Here is a 12,192-nt window from a genome sequence, read left to right on the forward strand (position 1 = left end):
TTTTGTCTATGTCGGTTGTGGCGCTGGTCTCAAAGCGATATTCAGCCTTGCCGGGTGATTCTCTCGGTGGGGTAAACCGTGATAAACTACCGGCTTTTAATTTTGCGTCCCTTTCGGGCTTGCCGCTTTGAACAGGGTTTTGTTTTAATTTTCATTCACCTACAGAATCTGTAATTTGAGGAACTTCCATGCAAGTGTCTGTTGAAACGACCTCTAACATCGAGCGTCGCATGACGATTGGTGTGCCCGCCCAGGAAATCGATCAGGCGGTTCAGAAACGCCTGCAGGAAACTGCCCGTTCCGTGCGCCTGAACGGTTTCCGTCCTGGCAAGGTGCCCATGAGCGTGGTCAAGCGTCGTTTCGGTGACAGCGTTCGCCAGGAAGTGGTTGGCGAGGCCATGCGCGACCATTACATCAAGGCACTGCAGGAGCAGGATATCAACCCGGCTGGCTGGCCGAAGTTTGAACCGAAAACCATGGAAGAGGGCAAAGACCTCGAGTTCGTGGCCATCTTCGAAGTGCTGCCTGAAATCGAGCTGGGCGACCTGTCCAAGGTTGAGGTAGAGAAGCCGGTTGCTGAAGTGACCGACAAAGACATCGATACCATGATTGACAACCTGCGTCGTCAGCAGGCCACCATGAAAGAAGTCAAGCGCAAGTCCAAGAACAAAGATGTTCTGACCATCGACTTCAAAGGCTTCATCGAGGGTGAAGAGTTTGAAGGCGGTGCCGCTGAAGGCCATCGTCTGACTCTGGGTTCTGGTCAGATGATCCCGGGCTTCGAAAAGGCCATTGTTGGTGGCAAGGCCGGTGAAGATCTGGAAATCGAAGTGGAGTTCCCCGAGGACTACCACAACGAAGACCTGGCTGGTAAGCCTGCCAAGTTCGAGATCAAGATCCACAAGGTAGAAGAGCCGCAGCTGCCGGAACTGGACCAGGAGTTCTTCAAGAAGTTCGGTATTGAAGCCGAAGACGAAGCGAACTTCCGTGAAGAAGTGAAGAAAAACATGGAGCGCGAGCTCAAGCAGGCGGTGTCCAACAAGGTCAAGAACGACGTTGTTGACGGACTGCTGGAAACCACCGAACTGGAGATTCCGGCTGCCCTGGTGGATCAGGAAATTGATCGCCTGCGTCAGGATGCCGTTCAGCGTTTCGGCGGCCAGGTTGACTTCCAGCAACTGCCCAAGGAAATCTTCGAAGAGCAGGCCAAGCGCCGCGTGAAGACTGGTCTGTTGTTCCAGGAAGTGGTCAAGAAGAACGACCTGAAGGCCGAGCCGGCCCAGGTAGATAAAAAGATCCAGGAGATCGCATCTACGTATGAACAGCCTGAAGAGGTTGTTGCGCACTTCACCAACAACCCGGACCAGAAAGCTCAGATCGAGTCGTCTGTTCTGGAAGATGCCGTGGTCGACTATGTGCTTGGTCAGGCCAAGGTGAAAGAGAAGAAAATGAAGTACGAAGAAGCGGTTCAGGCCGGTCAGCCCCAGCGCTGATGGCCCCGGGCCTGGCCCGGAGTCGCTTTCTGGAAACAGCCGGCGTGTCCGGCTGTTTTCATCTGGGCTCACTGGTGGCAGAGTATAAGGGTATCCTGACGATAACTTCCGGATATCCTGCCACAGGAGTCCATGCCCATTGTCCATAAGGAGTTCAGGCGCACATGACGCAGAAACCGTTTGATGGCCCTACAATGATAACCAACGCCGGTCTGGTGCCGATCGTAATTGAACAGACGGCACGCGGAGAGCGTTCCTTTGATATCTATTCCCGGCTGCTCAAGGAACGGGTGATTTTTCTGGTTGGCCCGGTCGAAGACCACATGGCAAACCTGGTCGTTGCTCAGCTGCTGTTCCTGGAATCCGAAAATCCGGACAAGGACATCCACCTTTATATCAACAGCCCAGGTGGCTCTGTGACTGCCGGTATGTCCATCTACGACACCATGCAGTTTGTAAAGCCGGATGTTGCCACCTTGTGTATCGGCCAGGCGGCCAGCATGGGCGCCTTCCTGCTGTCAGGGGGCACCAAGGGTAAACGGGCGTGCCTGCCGAATTCCCGGGTGATGATTCATCAGCCGCTGGGTGGTTACCAGGGGCAGGCGACGGATATCGAGATTCATACTCGCGAAATCCTGAAGATTCGCCATACCCTCAACACCTTGCTGGCGGAACACACCGGCCAGGATCTGGAGACCATCGCGCGCGACACTGACCGCGACAATTTCATGGATCCGCAGCAGGCGAAAGAGTACGGTTTGATCGATACAATACTTGATAAGCGCGTATCGGATAAATAATACTGAAAGTCATCGCATCATCCCTGGTCGGCGTATTGTTTGACTGCGCCGACCAACGAAGAACAGAGGTATTTCAATGGCAGATGAAAGAAACGGCAGAGGCGACGATAACGGCAAGTTGCTGTACTGCTCGTTTTGTGGAAAGAGCCAGCATGAAGTCCGTAAGCTCATTGCAGGGCCCTCGGTGTTCATCTGCGACGAGTGCGTTGACCTGTGCAACGACATTATTCGCGAAGAGATTCAGGAAAACGCCCAGGAAGAGGCCAGCGATCGTCTTCCCACGCCGGCGGAAATCCGCGAGACCCTGAACGAATATGTGATTGGCCAGGATCGCGCCAAAGTTGTGTTGTCTGTCGCGGTTTACAACCACTACAAGCGTCTGCGCTATGGCGAAGGCAAAAGCGACGTTGAGCTGGGCAAGAGTAACATCCTGCTGATCGGTCCGACCGGGAGTGGCAAGACCCTGCTGGCCGAGACGCTGGCCCGGATGCTGAATGTGCCGTTTACCATTGCAGACGCCACCACGCTCACCGAAGCCGGTTATGTGGGTGAAGATGTCGAGAACATCATCCAGAAGCTGCTGCAGAAGTGTGACTACGATGTAGAAAAGGCGCAGCGCGGCATTGTCTATATCGACGAAATCGACAAAATTTCCCGCAAATCCGATAACCCCTCCATCACCCGTGATGTGTCGGGTGAGGGTGTGCAGCAAGCGCTCCTAAAACTGATCGAGGGTACGGTCGCGTCGGTACCGCCCCAGGGTGGTCGTAAGCATCCGCAGCAGGAGTTTCTGCAGGTAGACACCACCAACATGCTGTTCATTTGCGGTGGCGCTTTTGCAGGCCTGGAAAAAGTAATCCAGGAGCGTTCGGAGCGCAGTTCCATAGGCTTTTCCGCAACGGTGAAGAGCCAGGACGACAGCAAGAATACCGGTGACATCATCCGTGATGTCGAAACCGAGGATCTTGTGAAATTTGGTCTGATTCCGGAGTTTGTTGGCCGTTTGCCGGTGGTTGCTACGCTGACAGAGCTGGATGAACAAGCCCTGGTGCAAATCCTCACCGAGCCCAAGAACGCGCTGACCAAGCAGTATCAGAAGCTGTTTGACATGGAAGGCGTGGAGCTGGATTTCCGGGAAGACGCGCTGCGAGCTGTAGCGCGCAAGGCGATGGAGCGCAAAACCGGTGCCCGGGGGCTCCGTTCAATCATGGAAGCCACACTGCTGGATACCATGTATCAGATCCCATCTGAACATGATGTTTCCAAGGTGGTGATTGATGCCAGCGTCATCAGTGGTGACTCTGAGCCGTTCAAGATCTACGCAAGCAGTGACCATGCCAAAGCGGTACCCGAGGACTGACTCAGTTCTGTGGGTATTTGGCAGTGCATTGAAAAGGGGCGGCTATCGCCCCTTTTTCATGACAGCTAAATGCTGTCCCTGCCCATCGGTTCCTTTCGTAAAAAGATTGCAATTTTCGCCGCCGCCCCAATGATGGGTGATATGCTGTTTAAAATGCTGTCAGAGGATTCCCTATGACCCGTATATCTGAAGAAACCGTGCAAGACTACCCACTGCTCCCGCTGCGGGACGTCGTGGTGTTTCCGCACATGGTGGTCCCGTTGTTTGTGGGCCGGGAGAAGTCCATCCAGGCACTGGAAGCCGCGATGGAGGGCAGCAAGGAAATCCTTCTGGTCGCCCAGAAAGACGCCTCAACCGATGAGCCTGGTGCCGTGGATGTATTCTCGATGGGTACTCTGGCCACCGTACTGCAGATGCTTCGTCTGCCGGATGGTACCGTCAAGGTGCTGGTTGAGGGCAATGCCAGGGCCAGCATTACCGATATTTCCGAGGGTGATTTCCTGTCAGGACAGGCCATTCTGATGGAAGAAGAGTCGTTGCCTGAGCGCGAAGAGGACGTGCTCACAAAGACTCTCATGGACGAATTCGAAAAGTATGTGAAGCTGTCCAAGAAGGTGCCGTCCGAGGTTTCCAATGCCTTGACCGGTATTCAGGAGCTTGAGCGCCTGGTGGATACCATGGCAGCCCATCTTGAAATGCGCATTCCCGAGAAGCAGGAATTGCTGGAGGCGCTGGACGTTCGCAAGCGTGTTGACCTGCTACTGGGCAAACTGGACGGTGAGATCGACCTGATTGAGGTCGAAAAGCGCATCCGCGGCCGCGTCAAGAAACAGATGGAGCGGAGCCAGCGCGAGTATTATCTGAACGAGCAGATGAAGGCCATCCAGAAAGAGATGGGCAATCTGGGCGAAGGCAATAACGACTTCGAAGAACTCGAGCAGAAGCTTGAGGAAGCCGGCCTGCCGGAAGAGGCGCGCAAGAAAACCGAAACAGAACTCAACAAACTGAAGATGATGTCACCCATGTCAGCGGAAGCCACCGTTGTGCGGGGTTACATCGACTGGATGCTGGCGGTGCCCTGGAAAAAACGCAGCCGCGTGCGTCACGATCTGGAGAAGGCCCGTGAGATCCTGGATAAGGACCACTACGGCCTGGATGAGGTGAAGAAGCGCATCCTTGAGTACCTGGCAGTGCAAAGCCGTGTGAAGAAGGTCAAGGGGCCTGTGCTTTGCCTGGTTGGGCCTCCCGGCGTCGGCAAGACGTCGCTTGGGCAGTCCATCGCTAAGGCGACTAACCGCAAGTATACCCGGATGGCTCTGGGCGGCGTTCGGGATGAGGCAGAGATTCGCGGGCATCGGAAAACCTATATTGGCGCCCTGCCGGGTAAGCTGCTGCAGAAGCTGTCCAAGGTTGGGGTAAAGAACCCGCTGTTCCTGTTCGATGAAATCGATAAGATGGGCATGGACCACCGGGGTGATCCGGCGTCAGCCTTGCTTGAAGTGCTGGACCCTGAACAGAACCACACCTTTAACGATCACTATCTGGAGGTGGATTACGACCTCTCGGACGTGATGTTCGTGTGTACCTCCAACTCCATGGATATTCCGCCGGCCCTGCTGGACCGGATGGAGATCATCCGGATTCCGGGCTACACCGAGGAAGAAAAGGTCAATATTGCTCTGCGCTACCTGTTGCCCAAGCAGATCAAGGCAAACGGCTTGCGCAAGGAAGAACTGAAGATTCCCGAAGCGACACTGCGTGACCTGATCCGCTACTACACTCGTGAGGCGGGTGTACGGGGCCTGGAGCGGGAAATCGCCAAGATCTGCCGGAAAGTGGTCAGGGAGCACGTAGAGGCCAACGACAAGGCCTCTGTAACCCTCTCGCCCGAGATGCTGGAGGATTACTCCGGCGTCAAGAAATTCAAGTATGGTCTGGCGGAAGAGAAGAACGAAATCGGTCAGGTGACCGGACTTGCCTGGACCCAGGTGGGCGGTGAACTGTTGACCATCGAGTGTGCCCTGACACCTGGTAAGGGCCGCGTGGTCAAGACCGGTTCACTGGGGGATGTCATGCAGGAGTCGATCCAGACGGCCCTGACGGTGGTTCGCAGCCGGGCTTCTGGCCTTGGCATTGCCGATGACTTCCATGAAAAGCACGACCTCCACGTGCACGTACCTGAGGGTGCAACGCCAAAAGATGGTCCCAGTGCTGGTATTGGCATGTGCACAGCGCTGGTGTCTGCGCTGACCAAAATTCCGGTCCGGGCCGAGGTGGCCATGACCGGCGAGATCACCCTTCGGGGTAAAGTTCTGGCGATTGGCGGGCTTAAGGAGAAGCTGCTGGCAGCCCATCGGGGTGGCATCAAGACCGTCATTATCCCGGATGAAAATGTCAGGGATCTCAAAGAGATACCGGATAATATAAAAGACTCTCTTGAGATTCGTCCGGTGAAGTGGATTGATGAGGTTCTGGACATTGCACTGGCTTACCAGCCAGAGCCACGCACTGCCGATTCGGCAAAAGAGGGAGCCTCGTCGAAAGCCGGAGACGATGCCGGCGATGCTGCCGAGCGCATAAATACGCATTAAACACCCGATGAGTTGTTGACATGCCTGAGAGCCCGTTGGTATAACTGTTTCGCCGTGAAGCAGCCAATACCAAGGGCTCCCGCGCAGTAAGTGCCTATTCCGAACACCGGTGTACTACCGAAAGGAATAAGAAAACTGAAGAATGGAATTCTCCGACCGCATATGCGATAGTCGGGAACGTCCTCGAAAAACAAACCGACCTATAACATCTTCAACCTGAAATCGAAGGGGTTTAGTGTGAACAAGTCCGAACTTATCGATGCAATTGCAGAGTCCGCAGATATCTCCAAAGCTGCAGCTGGCCGTGCGCTGGATGCCATGACCAACTCCATCACTGGAGCACTGAAGAAAGGCGATCAGGTTACCCTGATCGGCTTCGGTACCTTTTCTGTGAAAGAGCGCGCCGCCCGTACCGGCCGCAACCCGCAGACTGGCGCTGAAATCAAGATTCCGGCCTCTAAAGTGCCTGGATTCAAAGCAGGCAAGGCCCTGAAAGACGCCGTTAAGTAAAGGCTCTTTCTTTGGCAGCTCTCGCTTGCGAAAGCTGCCGCAAGAATTCAAGGCGCATTCCGGACAGGGTGCGCCTTTTTACGTTAAAGTGCAGCCGCCTCACCAATAACACCAGCACGACCTTGAACAGGGATTCAGGAACAACATGCTTCAAGATATTCGGGATAACGCCCAGGGTACTATTGCAAAGGTTATTATCGGCCTTCTGATCATTTCTCTGTCAATCTGGGGGATGGACGCCATTGTTGGCGGTTTTTCCGGTGAGCCGGAAGTGGCCACTGTTAACGGAGACTCCATCACCGAGCGTGAGTTTTTGCGCACCGTGCAGCTGGAAACACAGCAGCGGCTCATGCAGATGGACAGCCCGGATCCCTCCATGCTGGATGAAGATCAGATCCGCCGGGATGTGCTGGAATCCCTGATCCAGGAACGGGTACTGACCCTCGACGCCCAGGCCCAGGGTCTGGAGTTGTCGGATGCCGACATCGATGCGCTGATTACCCAAATGCCCCAGTTTCAGGTAGACGGCCAGTTTAACCGTGATCGGTTTGTGGCAACGGTACGCAATGTTGGCATGGGTGTGGGTGAATTCCGCGAGAACATGCGGAAGAACTACGTGGTCAACCAGATTCGTGCGTCCATCGCGCAGACCGGTATTGTGGCCAGTGAAAACGCCGCACAACTGTTGCGTATCCAGAATCAGACCCGCGATTTCCGTGTGCTGACCGTTAGCGCAGACTCCCTGTCTGAGCAGATTACGGTAACCGAGGAAGAGATTCAGTCGTTTTACGACGACAACTCCGATCAGTTCCGTGAGCCCGAGCAGGTGAACGCGGCTTACATTACGCTGTCGTTGGGCGCCCTGGCGGATGCGATCGAAATCTCCGAGGAAGACCTGCGGGCCTTCTACGGTGAGCGGGCCGAAGAATATGCCCGTGAGGAGCGGCGCGCTGCCCATATCCTGATTGAAGACGGTAGCGATGCTGAGGCTACCATCGCGTCGATTCAGGAGCGTTTGGAGGCAGGTGAATCGTTCGCAGACCTGGCTGAGGAATTCTCCGCTGATACGGTTTCAGCCCGTGACGGTGGTGACCTGGGTTATGCTGGCCGAGGTGTCTACGATGAGGCTTTCGAGAACGCGCTCTTTGCCCTGGAAGAAGGTGAAGTGTCCGGCCCTGTTGAAACCAGTTTCGGCATCCATCTGATTCGCCTGGACGGTGTTCGTCGTTCCGATGTCCCGTCTTTCGAATCTCTGCGCGACGAGTTGCGTGATGAGCTCGCCCGCAGCCGCGCCAGCGAGCGTTTTGCTGAGGTACGTGCGCAGTTGGCGGATGCGGCCTATGCGGCAGACGATCTGGCGGGCCCGGCGGCGGAGCTCGGCCTTGAAGTGCGGGAGTTGGATGGCGTTACCCGAGAGGGCGGTGCGGCACCGTTCGATCATGCCGGTCTGGTGCGCCAGCTGTTCTCTGATGACGTGCTGCAGGGCGGTTTCAACACCGAGCTGATCGACGTTGGCGATAATGCCTCTGTGGTGGCCCGAGTCAGGGAATACTTTGAGCCCCGGCAGCGTGAGCTCGCCGATGTTCGTGACGACATCGCCGGCATGCTGGAAGCCCGCAAGACCCGGGAGGCGCTTGAAGCGCGGGTAGATGAATTGATGGCTGCCCTGGAAGCGGGTGAGTCGCCGGAATCCTTGAGTGCCGGTGACTGGCAGAATTTCGAGAACCAGGGTCGTGATGGTGGTAACCTGAGGCGTTTTGTACTGCAGCGTGCCTTTGCCATGCCGCGCCCGGAGGAGGGTAACCCCTCCATTGCCAAGGCTGTTGGCGAGCGTGAGGCGGCCATCATTTTAGTCGATGCCGTAAACGAAGGATCGGTGGACACAGATGGCGCGGAATACCAGCAGTTGCGCCAGTTCCTTACCCAGCTTGAGGGCCAGCGAGAGTATATGGCCTATCAGCAATACCTGAGAAATACAGCGGAAGTCGAGAGGGAGTGATTTCCGGGTGTGAATAAGCGTTTAAAAAAAGGGTGCCGATCAGGCGCCCTTTTTGTTTTGAGCCAGGTAGGGCGCACTGACGGCTGCAACCCTGCCCTGAAGTTTCCCTGTGGTACAAGCGAGCAATTTGCCTGACTACTCCAGTGGATATCGAGTCGCCTTGAGGCTTTCCTTTATCTTCTTGAGATGGCTCAGGAAATCCTTTCCGCGCTTGAGGGTCACACCGGTTGCCAGGATGTCGATCACGGTCAGGTGAATAATGCGTGAAGACATGGGCATATAGACTTCGGTGTCTTCCGGAGCGGTTACGCCAAGCACCGCCGTGCAGCATTCGGCCAGTGGAGATTCCGGATTTGTGATGCCAATCACGGTGGCTCCATTGGCGCGTGCCACCTTGGCAATCTCAACGGCCTCTTTGGTTCTGCCGGTGTAGGAGATTAATACTATGACATCACCTACCTGGGCACCGGCGGCAACCATGCGTTGCATCAGGGCGTCGTCGTAAGAGGTGACCGGGATGTTGAAGCGAAAGAACTTGTGTTGCGCATCCAGGGCAACGGACGCGGAACCACCCATGCCGAAGAAGTTGATCTGTTTGGCTTGAATCAGGTAGTCAATGACGGTGCCCAGTGCTTTGGGGTCCAGGGACTGGCGGGCTTTGTCCAGGCTGGCGATGGTGCTGAGCATGATCTTGTCTGCGAACTCCGCCACGGTGTCGTCTGGCTCGACATTCTGGCCCACGTAGGGGGTGCCGGTGGCGATGCTCTGAGCGAGGCGGATTTTGAAGTCGGGGAACCCGGTAGCCGAGAATCCCCGGCAAAAACGATTCACCGTGGGTTCACTGACATCGGCAGCGCGGGCGAGGGCAGCTATGCTGTAACGAGTGGCTGCGCTGGGGTCACGAAGGATGGCTTCCGCGACCTTGCGTTCAGATTTGTTCAGGCTGTCGAGCCGGGACTGAATGTCTTCCAGCAGGTTGTCGTCACGGTGCGCATGGTTTGCGGCCATGTTTGGGTACTCCCTCGGGGTGTGCCATCGTTGTCGGAAATTGTAGTGATTATACCGTGTTTATGAACTTTTTGGTGTAGTAAAAATAACAATTAATGAAAAAAACCCTTGGAAAATGCCGGTCAAGCTGTCATTATTTTTATAAAATTACTACATAATGCCTTTCAGGCGGCTGGTGTCGCTTTAAACTGAGAGAAGGAACCGATGGTCAACCGTACCGCTACCCGTTGTGACCTGATGCTATTCGGGGCGCTGGGGGATCTTGCCCAGCGCAAACTCTTCCCGGCCCTGTATCAACTTGAACGGGCGGGCCTGCTGGCGCCTGGCAGTCGCATTCTTGCCGTTGCGCGAACCGAGGCCGGCACGGACAAGGTGAAAGAACAGCTGCTGGAGAAGCTGAAAAAGCACGTGAAATCCGAAGAGTTTGACCCGGATATCGCGCAGGCTTTTCTCCAGCGATTGGAATATCAGCGTCTCGACTTCAATGACCCGGAGGGCTACCAGGCGCTCCGGGACTGGCGGGACGAGCCGGATAACCAGTTGATTGTCTACATGGCAACTCCGCCATCAATGTACGGTGTGATTGCCCGCAATCTCGAGGCAACCCGTTGCTGCAATGAGCGGACGAGGGTTGTGGTTGAAAAGCCCATTGGGCACGACCTGGAAACCTCCAGGGTGATTAACGACGAGTTGGGGCAGGTATACAACGAGAATCAGATTTTCCGGATTGATCACTATCTGGGCAAGGAAACCGTGCAGAACCTGATTGCCTTGCGCTTTGCCAATAACCTCTTTGCTTCCCAGTGGGATCAAAACCACATTTCCCACGTGGAAATTACGGTTGCGGAAAGCGTGGGTATCGAAGGGCGCTGGGGGTATTTTGACAAGGCCGGCCAGATTCGGGACATGATCCAGAATCACCTGCTGCAGTTGCTTTGCCTGATTGCGATGGATCCGCCGGCGGATCTGTCTGCGGACAGCATTCGCGACGAGAAAGTGAAGGTGCTCAAAGCGCTCAAGCAGATTACGCCGGAATTGATGGGCAGCCATGTGGTTCGTGGCCAGTACACCGCAGGTACAAGTGGCGGCCAGCCGGTACCGGGGTACCTGGAAGAAGAGGGGGCGAACAAGGGCAGCGAGACAGAAACCTTTGTGGCCCTGAAGGCGGAGATCGACAACTGGCGCTGGTCTGGCGTGCCGTTCTATATCCGCACCGGCAAGCGGCTTCCGGAAAAGTTGTCCCAGATTATTATCCATTTCAAGCCGGCGCCTCATTACATCTTTGATCCAGACCAGAAGCATCTGGCCAATAACAAACTCATTATCCGCCTGCAGCCCGATGAGGGCATGTCCCTGAAGATTCTCACCAAAGACCAGGGGCTGGATAAAGGTATGCGCCTTCGCCAGGGGCCGTTGGAGCTGACGTTCTCGGAGACATTCGAAACCGACCGAATTCCCGATGCCTACGAGCGTTTGCTGTGGGAAGTAATGAAGGGGAATCAGTACCTGTTTGTGCGTCGTGATGAAGTTGAGTACGCCTGGCGCTGGGTGGATCAGGTTATTGCAAACTGGCATGACAGCGGCGAACCGCCAAAACGCTATGCCGCGGGAACTTGGGGGCCGGTGGCATCCATCGCCATGATTACCCGGGATGGGAGGAGCTGGTATGAGGATGCCTGAGATTCAGCTTCCGGATGGTGTGATCCTGGGGGCAGAGGAGAGTTCGCAGCAGGTCGCCGAAGCACTTGCCGCCGATGTCGCCCTCTTTCTGGTGCAGCGCCTGGAAAGCGCTGACAGGGCAAGCCTGGTGGTCTCCGGTGGGTCTACGCCTTTGCCCTTTTTTCAGGCACTTTCACAGATGGATCTGGATTGGTCCCGGGTGGATGTGTTGCTCGCAGATGAGCGGTGGGTGCCCGAGGGAGATCCGGCCAGTAATACCACCCTGGTGCGTGAGAATTTGCTGCAGAACAAGGCGGCTAATGCCAACTTTCTCTCTCTGAAGCAGGTTGGTGCAACGCCTGAGGAAGGGTTGCCACGGGTTCGCTCTGCACTTGCCGGACTAAAACTGCCGCTGGATGTGTTGATTCTGGGTATGGGGAACGATGGTCACACCGCGTCTCTGTTCCCGGATGCGCCGGAGTTGCCGCAGGCAATGGATCCGGATGGTAAGGAACTGGTCCTTGAAATGAACCCGCCGTCCCAGACCCAGCAACGCGTCACGTTAACGCTTCCGGTGCTTGCCAGTGCGAGGTATACCGCCCTGCACCTGAGGGGCTCTGACAAGCTGGATACTCTGTCGGAAGCGGTTGCCCGGCCAGAGGCCGCCATGGCCATGCCGATCAGGGCATTTCTCAAGCCTGGCCTGAAGGTGTTCTGGAGTCCGTGATGATTCTGTGGCGCTGGATGAAGTGGTCATTAAATGTATTCTGGA

9 protein-coding genes are annotated in these 12,192 nt (G+C 55.7%); 8 read left to right on the plus strand and 1 reads right to left on the minus strand.

What is annotated here, in order from left to right:
* Positions 1-188: 188 nt before the first annotated feature.
* The 6 genes from tig (at position 189) to ACTZWX_RS00950 (ending at position 8,753) form a co-directional block, all read left to right on the plus strand.
* Entirely contained in the window at positions 189-1,493 is a 1,305-nt protein-coding gene (tig, locus tag ACTZWX_RS00925; protein WP_444712354.1) for a trigger factor, read from the plus strand.
* A gap of 164 nt (positions 1,494-1,657) precedes the next feature.
* Complete coding sequence (gene clpP, locus ACTZWX_RS00930; protein WP_444712355.1) at positions 1,658-2,293, plus strand: ATP-dependent Clp endopeptidase proteolytic subunit ClpP; 636 nt, start codon at positions 1,658-1,660, stop codon at positions 2,291-2,293.
* Positions 2,294-2,369: 76 nt separating this feature from the next.
* The gene (gene clpX, locus ACTZWX_RS00935; RefSeq protein WP_058090436.1) at positions 2,370-3,653 is read left to right on the plus strand and encodes an ATP-dependent Clp protease ATP-binding subunit ClpX; all 1,284 of its coding nucleotides are present in this window, start codon (positions 2,370-2,372) and stop codon (positions 3,651-3,653) included.
* Positions 3,654-3,826: 173 nt separating this feature from the next.
* A complete protein-coding gene (gene lon, locus ACTZWX_RS00940; RefSeq protein WP_444712356.1) occupies positions 3,827-6,244 on the plus strand; it encodes an endopeptidase La in 2,418 nt (805 codons plus the stop codon).
* Positions 6,245-6,481: 237 nt separating this feature from the next.
* Positions 6,482-6,754: an HU family DNA-binding protein gene (locus tag ACTZWX_RS00945; RefSeq protein ID WP_008174603.1), complete on the plus strand. Its 273-nt coding sequence runs from the start codon at positions 6,482-6,484 to the stop codon at positions 6,752-6,754.
* 145 nt (positions 6,755-6,899) lie between these two features.
* Positions 6,900-8,753: a SurA N-terminal domain-containing protein gene (locus ACTZWX_RS00950; protein ID WP_444712357.1), complete on the plus strand. Its 1,854-nt coding sequence runs from the start codon at positions 6,900-6,902 to the stop codon at positions 8,751-8,753.
* Between the two features lie 135 nt (positions 8,754-8,888).
* On the opposite strand, the gene ACTZWX_RS00955 is transcribed toward ACTZWX_RS00950, so the two are convergent.
* The gene (locus tag ACTZWX_RS00955; RefSeq protein WP_058089493.1) at positions 8,889-9,761 is read right to left on the minus strand and encodes a MurR/RpiR family transcriptional regulator; all 873 of its coding nucleotides are present in this window, start codon (positions 9,759-9,761) and stop codon (positions 8,889-8,891) included.
* 204 nt (positions 9,762-9,965) lie between these two features.
* Between ACTZWX_RS00955 and zwf the strand changes: the two genes are divergently transcribed.
* Positions 9,966-11,441 carry a glucose-6-phosphate dehydrogenase gene (zwf, locus tag ACTZWX_RS00960; protein WP_444712358.1) on the plus strand — a complete coding sequence of 492 codons (1,476 nt, stop codon included), beginning with the start codon at positions 9,966-9,968 and terminating at the stop codon, positions 11,439-11,441.
* Entirely contained in the window at positions 11,434-12,147 is a 714-nt protein-coding gene (gene pgl / locus ACTZWX_RS00965) for a 6-phosphogluconolactonase (protein WP_444712359.1), read from the plus strand. Before zwf ends, pgl begins: the two co-directional genes overlap by 8 nt.
* Positions 12,148-12,192 lie beyond the last annotated feature (45 nt).

The organism is Marinobacter sp. NSM (assembly GCF_052380025.1).
Lineage (GTDB): Bacteria > Pseudomonadota > Gammaproteobacteria > Pseudomonadales > Oleiphilaceae > Marinobacter.